Here is an 18,912-nt window from a genome sequence, read left to right on the forward strand (position 1 = left end):
TTTCACTCGTAAAAGACCCATCGTCGGTTGCCAAAAATTTTAAAGTTTTCCCCAAGAATTCTTCTAATTCTCCTTTCAGAATCTACCACCCCGCACCATTCATGAACAAGACTCGTTGTAATCTTCAAATCAGGAAAAAGCAGTTTTATTTCCCTCACACTCCGCAAAACTGCAGCTTCCACCAACTCTTCATGCCCACAATCACCGCACACACATTTCTTCCCCTGAACGGATATCGAAAACGAGTCGCACACTTCACAAGTCATCCCCTTTCGCAATTGCCCATATGTATATGAGGGTAGCGTTGTATAAGGATTTTTTTCTATATGAAGGGAAATCAACTTATCTGCTAGCATTTTATGTCTACCGTTTAATTGCGATGGTGTCGAATCTAATTTCTTCAAATAATTTTCTACTTGTGTTGGAAAAATAAATGGTTTGTCCATGGGGGCTTGGTATAAGGTGAATTTAGGATTGATAAAAACGACCTGTGCCTCGATAGGAGAGTTATACCCAATATTCTGGAGTAATTGACGGAGCAGGGATGCGCTGCGATTCAATTGGGTTAGTGGATTACTATATTCTTTTTGCGGCTTCTTATATAATATATCTTTTTCGGAATCGTAAAAATAATCATCTTCATTATTTTTAACTTCATAAAAACAAACTTTGGAAGAAATAATAATTAATGTATCAACTTGAAATGTAATGTTGTTTACCTTTAACAGCAAATCATTCAAAATATAGCACTCACATTGGAGTTTCTCCGTTAATGTATCAAACATTTCCTCTCCTTCATATCCCTTTTTTAGTCTGAAATAACGCTGCATATCCTTTTTCGGCATCGTCATTCGTATTTTTAAAACTCTCAAAATTAAATATTCTTTAGATCTAATACGAGGCTTATAAGCCATATGCCACATCCTTTCTTCAAGTCTATTTTATTAAATAAGATAGGTGATTTTGGCCTCTCTAAGTGAAAGTTTTGTTAAATTTTATTAAAAAATAACAACATGATAGCAAAAAAATATATTTCAGGATTTTACAAAATGTCAAAATATTTTCGAATGGGTAAAAAAAATCTATATGAATATTTTGAAAATTTACTTACAATTATTAATATAGTCATTGAACAAATGAAAAATACAAACCAATGGGGGAGGAACGATGGAATCTACTAGACTTATAAATAATGTAAATGCTGCATGTGATTGGGTAATTAAATTACTTTATCTTAATCTCCTATGGATCCTATTTACTCTTGAAGGATTGATAATAGCTGGGCTATTTCCGGCAACGGTTGCTATGTTTACAGTCATGAAAGGGTATCTTGCAGGTGAAAATGTAAGGGTTTTCAATGCGTTTAAGAAGGTATATAAAGAGGAATTTAGAAGGGCAAACCGACTGGGTCTCGTGCTCCTAATCCTACCAATTATTTTGTATACAGATTGGCAATTTACGAACTATTTATCCGGAACCGTGGAAATGATGGCTAAGGGAATTCTCATTGGCAGTACTTGTTTATACGGGGTGATGCTGATTTATATCTTCCCAGTCTATCTACAGATAAACAGGAAGGTGTTTACAGCCTTGAAAATGGCGTTTCTAATCGGAATAACGTATCCCTTCCATACTATTATGATGCTTACTTCTATCGCATCCTTATTATTTTTATTTGTCTTCCTTCCGATGGCGGGATATCTCTTTTTTTCAAGTGGTTTAGCATGTATGGTGTCGTTTTTCTCTTTCCGCTTATTTCAAAAAATAGGAGACCGGGCAGAGAAACTACAAAAGAGGGAAAGACCACGATGGACATCAATAACTAACACAATAGATTAGGAGAGGTGAGGGATATGAATATTGAAGCAAAAACTGTATTTGAAAAAGTAGACGTCGAAGTGAAAGTAAAGAAAAAGAAAAGTGCCATTCAAAAACGAGAGAGTTTGACAGGTATTTTGTTTGTTTCCCCGATGTTGATCGGCGTGAGTGTGTTAACGCTTTTACCAATCCTGGCAACTTTTCTATTAAGCTTTGCAGATTGGAATTTTATTGTTGGATTTAACTCAATCAAATTTGTGGGATTGGATAATTTTAAAGCTCTATTTGAAAATGAAGTGTTTCTAAAATCGGTGTTGAACAATTTACTTTTTCTACTAACAGTTCCATTATCCATGTTATTCTCATTAATCATTGCCATCGTCATTGATAAACATGTGTATGCAAAAAGTTATTTCAAAGTAGCCTTTTTCATGCCCTATATTTCAAGTATTGTTGCCATTGCCGTAGTTTGGCAGGTTCTATTTAATCCGACTGAGGGGCCGATCAATCAATTGTTATTTTCACTTGGCATTGATAATCCGCCAACCTGGATAGCAGATCCGGATTTTGCGTTAATCTCAGTTATGGTTATTCAGATTTGGGCATCAATCGGATTTAGTATGATTATCTATTTAGCCGGTTTGCAGTCGATTCCAAAAGAACTTTACGAAGCAGCAGATATGGACGGGGCACGGGCATGGGATAAATTTAAACATATCATGCTCCCGGTTTTATCGCCGACAACTTTCTTTCTATTAATCACAGGAATCATTGGCACATTTAAAGTATTCGATTTAATTGCTGTATTAACCAAGGGCGGACCAATTAATTCAACCACCATGTTGGTTTGGCATTTGTATGAAAGTGCGTTTGTTAATTTAAAAATTGGCTATGCCTCAGCGATTGCGGTGGTCCTCTTCTTCTTCGTGCTGATCATAACCTTAGTGCAGTGGGTTGGACAGAAAAAATGGGTGAATTATTAGGTTGACGAAATGAACAAGGAGGGACATCCATGGAGAAAAAAATTAATCTTCGGAAGACCATCATTACGATTATTGCCTTTATTGTAAGCATCGCCTTTTTACTTCCCTTTATTTGGATGCTATCCACCTCTTTTAAAATAGAGGCAGATGTATTTAAATTTCCGATCGAGTGGATTCCAAAAAGATGGAACGGGATCGAAAACTATAAAGAAGTTTGGTTAGGTAAATATCCTTTTGCATTATATTATTGGAATTCGATTAAAATCACGGTGATTACGACACTTATTTCCGTAACAGTATCCGCGATGGCTGCATATGGATTCTCAAAAGTGAATTTTCCGGCAGGTAAATTCCTGTTCATCATTGTGTTGGCCACCTTCATGGTGCCGCAACAGTCAATTTTAGTGCCTCAGTTTATTTTATACCGTTATTTGGGACTTTTTGATAGCCATATTGGATTAATTCTATTGGGAAGCTTTAGTGTTTTAGGCACCTTTATGTTACGACAATTTTTTATGGGGATTCATTCAGATTATATCGATGCCGCAAAAATAGACGGTGCAGGCCATTTTAGAATATTCTGGTCCATTGCCCTGCCAATCGTCCGACCGGCAATTGCCACCTATGGAATCTTACGGTTCATTTGGACTTGGAATGATTATCAGAATCCGTTGATCTTCTTGCGTACTGATGGGTTATATACAATTCAGTTAGCCATGCAAAAATTCACCTCATTAAATGGCGAATTTTACTCATTGATTATGGCGGCGGCGGTTTCATCGATTCTTCCGCTCATTATTGTCTTTATTATCGGCCAGAAGCAGGTAATTGAGGGGATTGCACTTGGCGGCGTAAAGGGGTAATTTCAGATTCACAGCATCAAAAAAATAAATAATAACTAGTAGGGGGTAGGGAAAGTGAAAAAAATTCTATTCTTGTTTTTAAGCCTTAGTTTAGTTCTAGGAGTCCTCGCTGCCTGCAGCAAGCCTGATAAGACATCAAGTTCAGGCGAAAAGGGTGATAAAACGGAAGAACCGGTCACAATTAAATTTTATACACATGGTACTGAAGATGGTTACGCATGGGATAGAACAATCAAAGCTTTTGAAGAAAAGAATCCAACTATCAAAGTGGACGTTGTTCAATTAAGTGAAAAGCAGGATAGTCAAGAAGCATTGAAAAAGATTGATTTAGCTGCCGCTTCAGGAGAAGAAATGGATGTCGTCATGTTCACAAATACCGCTAACTACGCACAGCGAGTAAATTTAGGTATGCTGGAACCACTAGATGAAATGATTAAAAAAGATGGCTTTAAAATGGAAGATGAATATAAAGTTGATACAAAGATCAATGGTAAGTATTACGGTCTTCCAGGAAAATATGTATCGTGGTTTGTCTTGTTAAATAAAGACCGGTTAGATGCGGCAGGACTTGAAGTTCCGAAAAGCTGGACATGGGACGAGTACATGGAATATGCTAAAAAACTGACGAAAGACGGAAAGTATGGAACCTACTTTCATGGTCCGTGGCAAGGTGCATGGGCAAACTATATGAGCTTAAGATTACAGTCACAGGAAAAAGATGCCGGTTTCTTGAAAACCGACGGAACCTCCAATATCGACAGCCCGCTTTATAAGGAATCTCTAGCAATGCGTGTGAAAATGGAGAAGGAAGACAAGTCAGCGGTCCCATATTCTTCGATGATTTCACAAAAAATGAATTATCGTGATCAATTCTTTACGCAGCAGGTTAGCATGATTATTACAGGAACCTTTATGATTGCGGAACTTGGAGGATCAGAGCGCTTCCCGGCTGATTTCAATGTGGCAGTCGCACCATTCCCACAAAATAAAGTGGACGAAAAAGGTGCCTATTCCGCGGCTGATGCCGATATTTTGGGTGTTGCAGCTAACTCGAAACATAAAGAGGCCGCATACAAATTTATCAGATGGTACACAACGGAAGGGCAAATTGCTCAAGGAATTAATATTTCATCATGGAAAAAAACCACAGATGACCAAGTAATCAAATTAATCAATGATACGCTAGCAGAAGCCCAGAATCCTGAAAAGGTTGATAAGGAGTCTTTAATACACTCTGTTCAAACAACTATTTCAGCTAAAGTAGGAAAACCAGTACCATACCAGTCGGAAATTGACCTAGCACTTTCTACAGAATTTGAAAAATTAATTCTTGGGAAACAAAGTCTTGACGAAACAGTTGCAAGCTCTAAGAAAGTCGTACAAGAGATAATTGATAAAAACAAGTAAATAGATTAATCTCAACTTTCTTGCAATTAAAGTTGAGTATATAATAGGGACAGGGGCGATACCCGCTTTTTCGGCCCCAATCTTTTTCAAAAGATAAGAAAGAAATCTTGATTTTGAGAATTGTCCAGCTCCAGCGCCCTAGCGGCTAATGTCCTTCGCTCTCCGCCCTACGATAAGTCAACATCGAATCGCCTTCGGCTCTTCGTGTTTCCTTTATCTCAGTTGGAGTGCTCCAGGCCATACGCCGCTGACCAGGGCGCTTGCGCTTTTCGAGGAGGTTGGAAGTGAAAACGCGAGTGATACATTTTGTATCGTCCCTGTCTTTTCGTGATAAAGTCCTTTTAATTGCGATAACTTGTTTGATCCTTCCTGCCATAACGACATTCACCGTCTACAATTATTTAACAAAAGATGCTGTGAAAGAGCAGGCAATTAGTAGTGCGCAAAATGAATTAAAACTAACAAATGAATATTTGAAAAAGGAATTTGAAGATATGTTATACACGCTGAATTTTATTCAGCTCGACACAGAGCTTAACACAATCTTTAAATATCCAAGTAGTTATTCCTCGGCATTAGAGAGTGGAACCGAATATGATGAATTCATAAATGATCAAAAGGTTCAACAGAAATTAGATACAATTACTTTATTAGATCAGAAGGCATACGTGACAATCCTGCTGAATAACGGGAAGTTTTATACGAACTATTCATTCCATGAATTTAATCCGCTCGAGTTAAAAAACGAACCATGGTTTAAAATCTTAAGCAGGCTAAAAGGATATCGGTCTATTTGGATTGCCCCCCAGCCAACCATGATTATATCTGAAAGAAAAAATAATCCTTTTCAATTATCTGTTGCAAGACCTTTACGTGACAGTATTCAAGGTGTCTACGGATATGCTGTGGTGACAGTGATGGAAAATAGAATCATAGATATATTAAATAGTGAAAATACCGGCCATAGCATGATACTACTAAATGAAAGAAATAATTTGATTGCAAAGAATCAATATTTTGATTGGAAACTTACTAAAGACGTGACCGAAGAATTAGGCCGCAATACATCAGATGTGATGACAATAAACGGTGAAAAATATTTGATTAATTCTCGCGAGCTTTCTATTACAGGATGGAAATTAATCTCGCTTAATCCTTATGAAAATGCGATCTCAAAAATTAATGCGATTTTCAAACGGGTATTTCTCGTTCAAGCACTTGCATACGTTTTATTTTTAATTTTACTTGTCTATCTTTTACGGAAAATATTAAATCGACTGGTGGATTTAAAAAACTTAGCAAAAAAAGTTCAAAAAGGCGATTTATCAGTGCGATCTGAAGCGAAGGGGAACGATGAAATTGCCACCCTTTCAACTTCCTTTAATCTTATGTTAGATAAGGTTAATAAAGTAATCGAGGAGAATACACTCACCGAAACAAGAAAACGACAAGCAGAATTGGCGATGTTACAAGCGCAAATAAATCCTCACTTTTTGTTTAATGTATTAAATTCGATTCGCATGAAAGTGATGATGAAAGGTGATTATGACAGTGCTGGAATGCTTAGTTCATTATCAAAGCTTTTAAGAATGACAATCGATAAACATAAAGGGATGATCCCTTTTCATGAAGAATTAGCGATCAATAAAGACTATATTCGTTTAATGAATATGCGCAAACGGCATAAGATTGAATTGAAAATGGAAGTTTCCATCGAAACGTCAAACATTAAATTACCACGATTAGTATTACAACCAATTATAGAAAATGCCATCATTCACGGGTTAAACGAGCAAGAAGGGCACATTTTGATTAAAGCACATTACATCTCTCCTACTTTTACTATTGAGATTGAAGATAATGGAACAGGGATGCGGAAGGAGCACCTTACTAGAATTCAGGAAAGACTGAGTAATCCGGGGGAGAATCTTCAGCTAAAAGTGAACGAAACGAGGGATTTTCAAGTATTGGCCTATCAAATGTCTATGAAAGAATAGCATTAACTTTTGGTGAAGGCTTTTTAATGCAGGTACAAAGTGAACCGGACAAGGGTACCAAAGTATCCATGTTTATCCCTATTCAAGAGGAGGAAAATCATGTATAACGTAATGTTAGTAGATGATGATTATCCTGTGTTGGAATTCCTTTCAGAAATGATCGACTGGGATGGCCTTGGGTTGACATTGCAAAGTACCCATGTAAATGGAATGAGTGCATTAAACGAAGCAGAAGAAAGTATGCCTGATATCCTTATAACAGATATAGGCATGCCAAAATTAAATGGAATTGAACTAACGAAAAAATTAAAGGAAAAATATCCTTCATTGTTAGTTACAATCCTATCGTGCCATAATGAGTTCGAATTCGCGCAACAGGCGCTTAAATTAAATGTTCAAGAATATATCCTCAAAGATGTGTTAGATGTAAATGAAATAATACATATACTGCGCCAGTTTGTAAATACACTTAACAATGAAAAGAAGAATAAAATGAATCAATTACAAATGGCTCAAACCATCGAACAAAACAAGGGGTTAATGTTAGAAGGATTTATAAATAAAACAATACATCATCCCATCCATAATCCGAATGTTTGGCAGGATGAAGCTTATTTACTAGGCTTCCAGCCAAATCAACGATATATGGTTATCCTTTGTATGATTAATCAATATCAATCAGTTCTTCATTATTTTCAATCAACTGATTTGCTAAATTACTTTATTCAAAATGTCATAGCGGAGGTAGTGGAAAAGGATGGAGTAAATGCTGTTCATGGTCAATTTGAAAAAGAGAAATCCTTTTTATTTGTAAGCATGGTGGAAGACGAGGAATTTCTAAAAATAAAAAGCTTGATGAAAAAGATACAAATTATTTTTTAGGACACCTTTGGAATTTCTCTATCATTTAGAAAGGGCCATGCTGCTGAAAAGCCCGTAGATATAAAAATGCAAATGATGAAACTGATCGAATTCAATGATTCAAAAATCTGTTCAAACACAGAAATTGAAAATGCCTGCAAGTATATTTTAGATAATCTGCATAGGAAAATAACGTTGGAAGAAGTAGCGAATTACCTGCACCTAAATTCCAGTTATTTTAGCCGATTATTTAAAAAGGAAATCGGTGTTAATTTTGTTAAATACGTTGTGAAACTGAAAATGAACCGTGCTAAGGATTTATTGGATCAAACCAACTATACCATTCTTGAGATTAGCGAAATGTTAGGCTATGAGAATCAGAGTTATTTTAATAAAACCTTTAAATCATTTGAGGGTATAGCACCGATTGAATATAGAAATGGGGTAATGCGGATAAAAAGGAAGGAAAAAGCCAATTCACATTTCAATTTTGTGAATTGACCTTTCCGGTTGTTTTATTCGTTTCTTTCTCCATTAAAGCGATAAGCAGATAATTGAGACATTCAAAAACTTTTTAATCGCAAAAGCACATGCGCCCATTACACACGCTTTGTTTCCCAGTTCTGATACCCGCAATTCACAATAATGGCTAATCGTTGAAGTAAGATGATTTTTTATTTCCGCTACAGCATCCTGATAGTTTCGAAGTAATTCACTGTTAATGACCAAAATCTCAGGATTATAGAGATTGATAATATTATTAAGGCCAATTGATAGATACTTAATATATTGTTTCATTTGTTCACACGTAATTGGTTCTTGCCCCCTGATTAACTTTTGAATATCGTCATAGCTTAATTCAGGAGTATTCTGCTTTTCAGATAATTGTTTCATGAAGCTTGATTCTGATGCATATTGTTCCCAACACCCGAAATTCCCGCAGCTGCATGGTATTCCGTCAGGAACGATGATCATATGGCCAATTTCGCCTGCATAGCCATGATGGCCCTTAAGTGCATCACCATTCACCATTATGCCTAGTCCAATTCCGGAGTACAGACTGATTGATAACAAATTCTCACTTTGATGATGTTGATAGACCTTTTCGGCAAAAGAACACAAATTTGCATTGTTTTCGATATAAATGCTCACACTGGTTTGGGTTTGTAGGTCATCTTTTAAATTTTTGTTGTGCCAGCCGTGCTGCGGAACAAAATAAATCATCTCGTCATTATTTACAATCCCGTGAATCCCAATCACTACCCCTGACAGGCCATAACGAGCTTCTGAACATTGCTGTTTGTAAGCGTTTATTTGTTTGATCAACATTCCAAGAATAACATCATAATCAGAGGTATCTAGATGAATTGTATCTGTCTGAACCGGCAAACCGCTAATATTAGCTAAGGCAAAGGTAACCGAATGTTTATCAAGGTCAATTCCAAGTACAAATCCAGCCTGTTGGTTGATGGAGAGCATGATTGGTCTTCTGCCAAGATTCTTATGATCTTGCTGGGTCTCGATAATTAAATCCTCCGCTAGTAAATCAGCTGCTTGAACAGAGATCGTTGCTTTATTTAGACCTGTAATTTTTGCCAGGTCGGCTCTGGATATCATCCCATGTTCAAAAATTTTACTTATGATTAACGATCGGTTGAGTTTTTTGATGTATGCAGCATCACCTGTAATCATGTAAGCCCTCCTTGAATGGTAATTCGGTAAATAATCCTACATATTTATTGACGAAAAGGTTAGCATAATGATATTATACAGTTAATTAATTTGTTTGGTAAACAAATTAATTAAAGAAACACATAAATTATGTTAGTATGTTTTTTGAAAGGGATTACAGACGGGGGCTTATAAGAAAATGGACTTCCTGTTTACATGGAAATTTATCCAATGTGGAACACTTACATAAGGAAAAGGAGTGTGTTAGTCCGTGGGTATACTTCAAGAATTATTAAAAGATATTCCTGTACCAAAAATGGCAAAAGTGAATGTGAAGTTTGATGACAAAATGATTGATGACCTTCGTAAAGCTTTAATGGAAAAATTACAACAAGAACAGATTATAAAGACCGTTCGGCCTGGAATGGAAATTGCCGTAGCTGTCGGCAGCAGGGGGCTTGACCGTCTCGTGGAATTAACTGCGGTAACGGTTCAGTTTTTAAAAGATTTAGGGGCAAAGCCATTTATCGTCCCTAGCATGGGTAGCCACGGTGGTGCAACCGCAGAAGGACAGCGGGAAGTATTAGCACATCTCGGTGTTACAGAGGAAAGTGCGGGCTGTGAAATCCGTTCATCAATGGAAGTAGTAAAGATCAGCGAATTACCGAACGGTTTGCCTGTATATGTCGATAAATATGCCTCAAAAGCTGATGGGATTGTCGTGATCAATCGTGTGAAGCCGCATACGGCATTCCGAGGACCTGTGGAAAGCGGGCTTATGAAGATGATTAGTATCGGCTTAGGGAAACAAAGAGGGGCCGAAGCCTGCCATCAAATGGGTTTTAAATATATGGCAGAAAATGTGCCGGCGATGGCGAAAATCATCATGGAAAAAACACCATTCCTATTTGGAATAGCGACAGTTGAAAATGCCTTCGACAAAGTGGCAATTGTGGAAGCATTAACACAGGCTGAGATTATCGAAAAGGAAGCTGGATTACAGACACAAGCAAAAGCATTATTGCCAAAGTTATATTTTGATCAATTGGATGTCCTCGTGATTGATGAAATTGGAAAAAACATTAGCGGTGATGGAATGGATCCAAATATTACAGGTCGTTATCCCACTCCATATGCAACAGGCGGCCCAGATGTTAACAAAATGGTGGTGCTGGATGTAACGCATGAATCAGAGGGGAATGCCAATGGAGTAGGAACCGCAGATTTTACAACCAAGCGTCTATTAGACAAAATGGATTTAGAAGGAACCTATGCAAATGGGTTAACATCAACGGTTGTGGCTCCTACAAAAATAGCTACGACATTACCAAATGATAAACAAGCAATTCAGGCTGCTGTAAAAACCAGTAATATCTTAGATTTTAGAAATGTCAAATTGGTTCGCATTAAAAATACCTTGAAACTTAGTGAAATTGAAGTATCCGAACCGTTGCTTGACTATATAGCAAAACATCCAAATATGGAGCAGGTTTCGGATCTATATGAATTTCCATTCGATGAAAACGGGAATTTATTTTAACAAAGAGGAGAGAGAGAGAAATGACAAATTTATTTGATCTAACAGGAAAGACGGCGGTAGCAATCGGGGGAAATGGTGTATTAGGCTCTGCCATGGCAAAAGGATTAGCAGACCACGGAGCTAAAGTAGCGATTGTTGGTCGAAATTTGGAAAAGGCGGAGGAAATTGTTAAACAAATAGTCAATAACGGTGGAGAAGCAAAGGCGTTTTCAGCAGATGTTAGTTCTAAAGATTCCTTGGTTCAGGTTGCGAATGAAATCGAACAATGGTCTGGTGGCTGGGATATTCTCCTGAATGCACCTGGAACAAATAGTGCGACACCTTTCTTTGAACTTGATATGGATGAATATGATAAAATAATGGATATCAACTTAAAAGGGATTGTCCTAACCTGTCAAATTTTCGCGAAAAGAATGATTGAGCAGGATCGAAAAGGCAGTATTATTAACATTTCATCTGTTTCATCGACAACACCGCTTTCAAGAGTATTTACGTATTCTGTTTCGAAAGCAGGTCTTAACAGTGTAACACAGTTCTTAGCACGTGAATTTGCACCTAATGGAATTCGTGTGAATGCGATTATTCCAGGATTTTTCCCGGCTGAACAAAATCGGAAAATATTAGACAAAGAACGAATCGAATCGATCATGAGCCATACCCCGATGAATCGCTTTGGTGAAGCAGAAGAATTACAAGGTGCTACTGTTTGGCTCGCTTCAGAAAAGGCATCAAGCTTTGTCACTGGTGCAATGATTCGTGTCGATGGCGGATTCGGCTGTATGACAATCTAATCATATTTTTGCTGCCTATTAAATAAGGTAACAATGGCATGATTGATTTAATGTAAGGGGAGGGGAGACAAGGACCATGCTAACTGAGAAATATAAAAAATTACAGTCTATTCTCCGTGAAATGGAATCGGTAGTTGTTGCGTTTTCAGGAGGAGTGGATAGTACGTTTTTACTAAAAGCGGCATTTGACACATTAGGTGCGGATCACGTTCTAGCCGTAACTGCGGACTCTGAAAGCTATCCCTCAAGTGAGCTTAAAGAAGCAATGGAGCTTGCCGAAAAAATGGGTGTCAGGCACCAAGTGATTGAAACTTCTGAACTGGCCATCCCAGGCTACGCTGAGAATAATAAAAATCGATGCTACTTTTGTAAAAGCAGTTTATTCGATCATTTAATTCCAGTCATGGAAGAAATGGGTTTTCAAAATGTCATATATGGTGTCATTGCTGATGATATGAATGAATTTCGTCCAGGCATGCAGGCTGCTAAAGAAAAGGGGATACGCGGTCCGCTGCAGGAGGCTGATTTATTTAAGGAAGAAATTAGAGAGCTGTCACGGAATTTAGATTTGCCAACATGGGATAAACCATCACTTGCCTGTCTTTCATCTAGAATTGCCTATGGGGAGTTTATTACCCAAGAAAAGCTGTCAAAGGTTGAAAGGGCAGAAGATTATTTAAAAAGACTCCATATTCGCCAAGTTCGTGTAAGGACACACGAGGACATTGCCCGGATTGAAGTTGAACCAAGTGATATGAGTACCATTTTAGAAAATCATAATTCGATTGTAAAAACGCTGCAAGAGTATGGATATAAATATATTACTTTAGATTTAATAGGATATCAGAGCGGCAGTATGAACAAGGTTCTATCTTAAAGTGGATAAAACAAAAGGCTTTGGATATATCCAAAGCCTTTTGTTTTAAGAGTAGTCCGTGTCAAAAAAGAGTATGATAAAATGGATAATAAATACATAGTGGTAACTGAAAAGGAAGATGAAATATGCCAAGAGAGTTTGTAATTGGACTTGATGTCGGAACAACAAGCGTTAAAGCCTGTGTGTTTAACTTACACGGTAAATTAATGGCTGATGTTGAAAAAGTAATTACATCAAATTACCCCCAGCAAGGATGGGTAGAGCAAAATCCGGATGAAATTGAACAATCTGCAATCCTAGCAATTAGAGAAGTCATTGAAAAAGCGGCAATTGAGAAAAATGAATTGGTTTCTCTTGGTTTTTCTGCTGCGATGCATTCGCTTATTTGTATCAATGGGGAGGGCAAACCGATATCTCCAGCACTTATTTGGGCCGATGGAAGAAGTTATAAACAGGCTGATGAGGTAATTAATACAATTGGAAATAAGGTTTACGCTAAAACAGGAACACCGATTCACCCCATGACACCCTTTGTAAAATTATTGTGGATGAAAGAAAATGACTATAAACCATACAAAGAAGCAAAATTTTTCATGTCAATTAAAGAATACTTACTCCTTTGCTGGTTTGGCGAGAGAGTAATTGATTATTCAATGGCATCCGCAACAGGGTTATTCAACCCCACAACCCATAAATGGGAGCAAGAACTATTAGGCCTTACGGGTATTTCGGAAGATCAGCTATCTGAAATTGTTCCACCGACAAAAATAGTGATGGGAATCAACCGAGATAAAGCAGAAGAGATGGGGATTCACCCCGACATGCCTGTAGTTGTTGGAGCGGCAGATGGACAATTAGCGAACCTGGGAAATGGTGCAATTCTTCCCGGTGAAGTAGCTGTTTCAGTTGGAACAAGCGGGGCTATTAGGCAAGTGACAAAGGGTGTTAAGATTAGTGAGAGTCGTGAAACGTTTTGTTATTCCTTTACAGAGGATTCTTCCATCATAGGCGGACCGACGAATAATGGAGGAATTGCTATTCAATGGTTAAAGGAACTATTGAACGACCAAAGAAGCTTTGCTGAATTTCTTTCTGATGCGGAACAGATTCCTCCAGGTGCAGATGGTATGCTTTTTCTTCCTTATTTAAATGGTGAAAGAGCACCAATTTGGAACCAACGGGCAAAAGGGAATTTTTACGGAGTAACAATCACACATAAAAAGGAACATTTTATTCGTGCCGTACTTGAAGGAATCACCTTTAATCTCTATCAAATTGGAAAAACCTTGGAACGCTTAGCCGGTGAGCCGCAAAAAGTTTATGTAAACGGTGGTTTAGCCAGATCTCCATTGTGGCTCCAAATGATGGCAGATATATTTGAGGCGGAAATTTATGTTTCGGAAAGCCATCATAGTGCAGCATGGGGGGCTGCATGGACCGCGTTAGTGGCAATCCGTAAAGTTGCTTCCTTTGAAGAAATTAAAAGAAATATTCCGATGGGAAAAGCCACACTTCCAATTAAAGAAAATAGTGAACAATATAAGAAGTTCTATGAGAATTATGAAATGTTAGCAAATGATATGGTAAAGTATTTTAAGTGAGAATAGGGGGGATAGGCATGCTTGAGGATGTGTTGAAGCAAGTTCAAGATGGAACCCTTAGTATTACAGCTGCCAAGGAACAATTAGCTACCTTTGAAAATTTGGGTTTTGCGAAAGTCGACCACCATCGAAAAAAACGACAGGGCTTTGCAGAGGTCGTTTATGGGGAAGGAAAGACAGCGGAACAAATTATTTCAATTATCCTGACTTTAAGGGCGCGGAATAATGAAATTCTTGTAACAAGGGTTGCAATGGAGAAGGCTGAATTAATCCGGAATGAGCTTCCTGAACTGATCTATAATGAGACAGCAAGGATTCTTTTTTGGAAAAATGAAACGAATACTGAGAGAAGCCCGGAAGGATACATTGCCATTGTAGCTGCAGGAACCTCTGATTTACGGGTTGCAGAAGAAGCGGCAATTACAGCAGAGGTGCTCGGGAGCAAGGTACGCCGCTTTTATGATGTCGGTGTTGCCGGCATTCATCGCCTCTTGTTTCATGCCGAAGAAATTCAAAATGCGACAGTCTCCGTTGTTGTTGCTGGAATGGAAGGGGCTCTCCCAAGTGTAGTGGGCGGACTTGTTTCTCACCCTGTCATTGCTGTCCCGACAAGCATTGGGTATGGAGCGAGTTTTAACGGCCTATCGGCCTTGCTTACGATGTTAAATTCATGTGCTTCAGGAATTAGTGTAGTAAATATTGATAATGGGTTTGGCGGCGGATATAACGCTGTATTAATACATCAGCTGGCACAAAAGGGGTAGGGAAATGAAGACACTTTATTTTGATTGTTTTTCGGGAATCAGCGGCGATATGGTCATCGGGGCACTTATCGATGCTGGAGCTGATCCAAATCTATTAGCAGAGGAATTAAAAAAGCTTCAAATTGAAGATGAATATGAGCTGAAATGGAAAAAAATCATAAAAAATGGTATTAGCAGCACAAAATTTGATGTTGTACTGCTAAACAATTCGAATAATCAAAACAACAATCATGAGCACACCGAAGACCATAGTCATGGTCACGAACACGAGCACCACCACGATCATAGTCATATCCACGAACACGAACACCACCACCATCACCATCACCATAGCCATGATCATGACCATCACCACCAGCATGACCATCGTGCCTATAAAGAGATTGTGGAATTAATTGAGGGGGCTGGTTTTTCTGACTCTGTAAAGGAAACCGCCTTAAAAATTTTTAATAAAATTGGTGAAGCAGAAGGGTTGATCCACGGAATACCATTGGAAAATGTCCATTTCCACGAAGTAGGAGCCGTTGATTCGATTATTGATATTATCGGTGCGGCGATCTTAATCGACCAATTGGAAATAGACATCATCAAGTCATCAGCTATTCCTGTTGGCACAGGAAGAATTCATATTGACCACGGAGTTTATCCGGTACCGGCTCCCGCGACACTCGAAATTTTAAAAGGAGTGCCGCTTGACCAATCGGATATCAGAGCGGAGCTTACAACACCAACGGGAGCGGCGATTGTCGCCGTACTTGCTGAGGAATATTGTTCGATTCCTTCATTGAAAGTTAGGTCAATCGGGTATGGTGCGGGAACAAAAACCTTTAAACACCACCCAAATGTACTCCGAGTTATTATTGGTGAGCAATAGTGAGAAAACAAGTTACGTAAAAAAGTCATCCAACTTGAAAGGGGGTAACCAAATGGCCTCACTTCCTCCCAATCATGAACATTATGATCATCAAATGGTCAAAATGGAAGTGAATCTCGATGATATACCTGGAGAATGGCTTGGCTATGTGATGGACTTACTATTCGAGGCCGGAGCAAATGATGTGTTCTATACGCCCATTTATATGAAAAAAAATAGACCAGGCGTATTACTGCAGTTACTTTGTTCACAAGAAAATAGTAATAGAATGAAGGAGATTCTTTTTAAGGAAACAACCACGCTAGGTCTACGCTATTATCCGTTAACCGTACATAGATTAGAAAGAATGTTTACAAAGGTTACTACGGAGTGGGGGAGCGTGACGGTAAAAGAGGGAATATTTGAAGGACAAGTCGTACAAAGAGCTCCCGAGTATGAGGAATGTAAACATATTGCGCAGCTTCATAATATTCCTTTAAAACAAGTCTATGAGCAGGTTTGGAAAGTAATAGGGGAAAAAGATAGACTTTAAGATTTTCTTTTTCTTCATTATGATAATAGAGGAGAGGAAGAAGGTTAGTTATGAGCTTTATCTCTGTATTATTTTTAGGTTTTGTTTTAGGAATAAAGCATTCCATCGAACCGGATCATATTATTGCCGTTTCCACCATGGTTGGTAAGAGCAATAAGCTGTCTCGTTCTACTTTAACAGGTGTATTCTGGGGAATCGGACATACTAGTACTCTTTTTATTGTCGGGATGATATTGGTTTTGATGAAAGGTGAGTTATCAGAGAAATGGGCCATGTCACTCGAATTTTTAGTGGGCATTATGTTAGTGTATTTAGGTATAAAAAGTATGCTATTTTTTAATAACTTTCAAAGGAATTCCGATAACCATGCTCGTTCATCATTCATAAAGATTACCTTTATTGGGTTTATTCATGGATTGGCAGGGAGTGCAGCGATGGTTATTTTAACTATGTCAACTGCGTCGTCTGTCTGGGAGTGTGCCTTATATATTTTGATATTTGGTGCAGGAACGATTATTGGGATGCTCATGTTTACAACGATCATTGGAATTCCGTTTGTTTATAGTAAAAAAAGCGTAGGTCTTAATCGTCGTTTGACCCAATTTGCCGGGACGGTAAGTTTTCTATTTGGGATCTACTATATGTATAATCTGGGTATTACAGAAGGACTATTTCAGATGTGGGTACAGTAGAATTTTGAAGCTAAAAAAGGGCTGCCACTCATGTGGCAGCAAATCCCTTAGCCCCATTTAATTTCCTGCAATAATTCCTGTCTAAATAATTGAATCAAAAATTCATTATAAAAGTCCTTTCTGACAATTACCTGATACTTATTATTAGGATGGATATAATAATGGATATCAGTTAACACTTTATTTTCCTCAAAAAACTCGCGGACTTTTTTCAAATTTTTCTTAAATTCACTATCATGAAGGTTTATCGAGAATTCAATGTCATCCCCGTTAGCGGTTTCCTTAAGGTCTAGTAGCTTTTCGTCATATTTATAGATTACCTTCATCATTTGCCCCCTAAATTAAATAGCGTAAATAAATGTAGACTGTACAGATTATGATGGAAAGGATCATTAGTGGGAAGGCAATTAATAAAAACTTCCCAAACGTAATCGAATGACCTTCTTTGGCGGCAAGGCCGGCAACGATGACGTTAGCACTTGCCCCAATTAATGTTCCGTTTCCTCCCAGACAGGCACCGAGTGATAAGCTCCACCAAAGTGGTTCTAAATTATTGACGCCCAATTCCCCCATATCTTTTATCATCGGGATCATCGTGGCAACAAATGGAATATTATCAATAAAGGCAGAGGCAATCGCACTTACCCATAGAATTAAAATTGATGTTGAGGCCACATCTCCCCCGGTAAGGTGTACGGAGTAATCAGCTAATAATGAGATTACACCTGTTTCAATTAATCCCGATACAAGAACAAACAGACCAATAAAGAAGAAGATGGTTGTCCATTCAACTTTTGAAAAAGCTTTATCCAAATAGCTTTCCCCAGTTAATAAAAGTAACAGAAATGCTCCGGTTAGAGCGACTGTCGCTGATTCAATATGTAACAGCTGATGCAGGAAGAAACCTAAAATAGTAATTGTCAGGGCAATTAACGACTTGATCAATAAAGGTTTGTCCGTAATTTCTTCTTTTTCATCCAAGTCCATTAACGTGGCCTTTAATTCAGCAGATGTCCGAAGCTGTTTGCGATAAATAAAAGCTAAAATAGCAATATTCACAAATAAGATAAAAAATGAAATCGCGGTAAGGTTATTAATAAAGGCCATAAAGGTTAATTCTTTAACGGCACTTCCAAGCATGATATTGGGCGGGTCACCGATTAAGGTAGAGGTGCCACCAATATTGGATGCAATAATTTCGGTAATTAAGAATGGAATGGGGTTTACACGTAATTGCCTGGTGATGCTGAAAGTTACGGGAACCATTAATAAAACGGTTGTAACATTATCCAAGAAGGCAGAGCCCAATGCAGTAATGACTCCAAGGACTAGTAAAGTTTTTAATGGGTCACCCTTTACTTTTTTTGCCGCCCAAATGGCTATGTATTTGAACAAACCTGTTTCCGCAGTGATGGCAACAATAATCATCATCCCTGTCAGCAATCCAAGCGTATTAAAATCGATATGGTGCAGTGCCTTTTCCTGACCGACAATTCCTAATAAAACCATCATGATTCCGCCGGCCATTGCGATGATAGTCCGGTGTATTTTTTCTGTGACGATGAAAGCATAAGTAATGAGAAATACACCAATGGCGATGATAGCTTGTGTTGACATATATCGACCTCTTCTCCCAAATTA

The 18,912-nt window shown here is 38.1% G+C and carries 19 protein-coding genes; 15 read left to right on the forward strand and 4 right to left on the reverse strand.

Annotated features, from left to right (window positions below; translation table 11 throughout):
- Positions 1 to 2 precede the first annotated feature (2 nt).
- Positions 3 to 914, reverse strand: a complete 912-nt coding sequence (locus RCG19_RS15320; protein WP_308107835.1) for a nuclease-related domain-containing protein — start codon at positions 912 to 914, stop codon at positions 3 to 5.
- A gap of 253 nt (positions 915 to 1,167) precedes the next feature.
- Here RCG19_RS15320 and RCG19_RS15325 point away from each other — a divergent pair, with 253 nt between their 5' ends.
- The 7 genes from RCG19_RS15325 (at position 1,168) to RCG19_RS15355 (ending at position 8,430) form a co-directional block, all read left to right on the forward strand.
- Positions 1,168 to 1,839, forward strand: a complete 672-nt coding sequence (locus tag RCG19_RS15325; RefSeq protein WP_308107836.1) for a YesL family protein — start codon at positions 1,168 to 1,170, stop codon at positions 1,837 to 1,839.
- Between the two features lie 14 nt (positions 1,840 to 1,853).
- Entirely contained in the window at positions 1,854 to 2,801 is a 948-nt protein-coding gene (locus RCG19_RS15330) for a carbohydrate ABC transporter permease (protein WP_207343052.1), read from the forward strand.
- Positions 2,802 to 2,830: 29 nt separating this feature from the next.
- Entirely contained in the window at positions 2,831 to 3,664 is an 834-nt protein-coding gene (locus RCG19_RS15335) for a carbohydrate ABC transporter permease (RefSeq protein ID WP_166243041.1), read from the forward strand.
- 54 nt (positions 3,665 to 3,718) lie between these two features.
- Entirely contained in the window at positions 3,719 to 5,071 is a 1,353-nt protein-coding gene (locus RCG19_RS15340) for an ABC transporter substrate-binding protein (RefSeq protein WP_308107837.1), read from the forward strand.
- Positions 5,072 to 5,355: 284 nt separating this feature from the next.
- Complete coding sequence (locus RCG19_RS15345; RefSeq protein ID WP_308107838.1) at positions 5,356 to 7,068, forward strand: sensor histidine kinase; 1,713 nt, start codon at positions 5,356 to 5,358, stop codon at positions 7,066 to 7,068.
- A gap of 99 nt (positions 7,069 to 7,167) precedes the next feature.
- Complete coding sequence (locus RCG19_RS15350) at positions 7,168 to 7,950, forward strand: response regulator (RefSeq protein ID WP_308107839.1); 783 nt, start codon at positions 7,168 to 7,170, stop codon at positions 7,948 to 7,950.
- 66 nt (positions 7,951 to 8,016) lie between these two features.
- Positions 8,017 to 8,430, forward strand: a complete 414-nt coding sequence (locus tag RCG19_RS15355; RefSeq protein ID WP_308107840.1) for a helix-turn-helix domain-containing protein — start codon at positions 8,017 to 8,019, stop codon at positions 8,428 to 8,430.
- 33 nt (positions 8,431 to 8,463) lie between these two features.
- On the opposite strand, the gene RCG19_RS15360 is transcribed toward RCG19_RS15355, so the two are convergent.
- Complete coding sequence (locus RCG19_RS15360; RefSeq protein WP_308107841.1) at positions 8,464 to 9,621, reverse strand: ROK family transcriptional regulator; 1,158 nt, start codon at positions 9,619 to 9,621, stop codon at positions 8,464 to 8,466.
- A 250-nt stretch (positions 9,622 to 9,871) separates the two neighbouring features.
- Here RCG19_RS15360 and RCG19_RS15365 point away from each other — a divergent pair, with 250 nt between their 5' ends.
- The 8 genes from RCG19_RS15365 (at position 9,872) to RCG19_RS15400 (ending at position 17,271) form a co-directional block, all read left to right on the forward strand.
- A complete protein-coding gene (locus tag RCG19_RS15365) occupies positions 9,872 to 11,140 on the forward strand; it encodes a nickel pincer cofactor-dependent isomerase, group 22 (protein ID WP_308107842.1) in 1,269 nt (422 codons plus the stop codon).
- Between the two features lie 20 nt (positions 11,141 to 11,160).
- A complete protein-coding gene (locus RCG19_RS15370) occupies positions 11,161 to 11,931 on the forward strand; it encodes an SDR family oxidoreductase (RefSeq protein WP_166243053.1) in 771 nt (256 codons plus the stop codon).
- A 76-nt stretch (positions 11,932 to 12,007) separates the two neighbouring features.
- Positions 12,008 to 12,808: an ATP-dependent sacrificial sulfur transferase LarE gene (gene larE, locus RCG19_RS15375; RefSeq protein ID WP_308107844.1), complete on the forward strand. Its 801-nt coding sequence runs from the start codon at positions 12,008 to 12,010 to the stop codon at positions 12,806 to 12,808.
- 125 nt (positions 12,809 to 12,933) lie between these two features.
- Positions 12,934 to 14,409 carry a gluconokinase gene (locus RCG19_RS15380; RefSeq protein WP_308107845.1) on the forward strand — a complete coding sequence of 492 codons (1,476 nt, stop codon included), beginning with the start codon at positions 12,934 to 12,936 and terminating at the stop codon, positions 14,407 to 14,409.
- A gap of 17 nt (positions 14,410 to 14,426) precedes the next feature.
- Entirely contained in the window at positions 14,427 to 15,173 is a 747-nt protein-coding gene (larB, locus tag RCG19_RS15385) for a nickel pincer cofactor biosynthesis protein LarB (RefSeq protein WP_308107846.1), read from the forward strand.
- A gap of 4 nt (positions 15,174 to 15,177) precedes the next feature.
- On the forward strand, positions 15,178 to 16,047 hold the full coding sequence (locus tag RCG19_RS15390; RefSeq protein ID WP_308107847.1) for a nickel pincer cofactor biosynthesis protein LarC: 870 nt from the start codon (positions 15,178 to 15,180) through the stop codon (positions 16,045 to 16,047).
- Between the two features lie 52 nt (positions 16,048 to 16,099).
- Complete coding sequence (gene larC, locus RCG19_RS15395; RefSeq protein WP_308107848.1) at positions 16,100 to 16,579, forward strand: nickel pincer cofactor biosynthesis protein LarC2; 480 nt, start codon at positions 16,100 to 16,102, stop codon at positions 16,577 to 16,579.
- Between the two features lie 50 nt (positions 16,580 to 16,629).
- Positions 16,630 to 17,271 carry a sulfite exporter TauE/SafE family protein gene (locus RCG19_RS15400; RefSeq protein ID WP_166243065.1) on the forward strand — a complete coding sequence of 214 codons (642 nt, stop codon included), beginning with the start codon at positions 16,630 to 16,632 and terminating at the stop codon, positions 17,269 to 17,271.
- A 47-nt stretch (positions 17,272 to 17,318) separates the two neighbouring features.
- Here the strand turns inward: RCG19_RS15400 and RCG19_RS15405 are convergent, their stop codons facing one another.
- Both RCG19_RS15405 and RCG19_RS15410 read right to left on the reverse strand, forming a co-directional pair.
- Positions 17,319 to 17,597 (reverse strand): hypothetical protein, encoded by a 279-nt coding sequence (locus RCG19_RS15405; protein WP_308107849.1) that lies wholly within the window; start codon positions 17,595 to 17,597, stop codon positions 17,319 to 17,321.
- Between the two features lie 10 nt (positions 17,598 to 17,607).
- Positions 17,608 to 18,888 (reverse strand): ArsB/NhaD family transporter, encoded by a 1,281-nt coding sequence (locus RCG19_RS15410; protein ID WP_308107850.1) that lies wholly within the window; start codon positions 18,886 to 18,888, stop codon positions 17,608 to 17,610.
- Positions 18,889 to 18,912 lie beyond the last annotated feature (24 nt).

The sequence above is a fragment of the Neobacillus sp. OS1-2 genome (genome assembly GCF_030915505.1).
GTDB lineage: Bacteria > Bacillota > Bacilli > Bacillales > Cytobacillaceae > Neobacillus.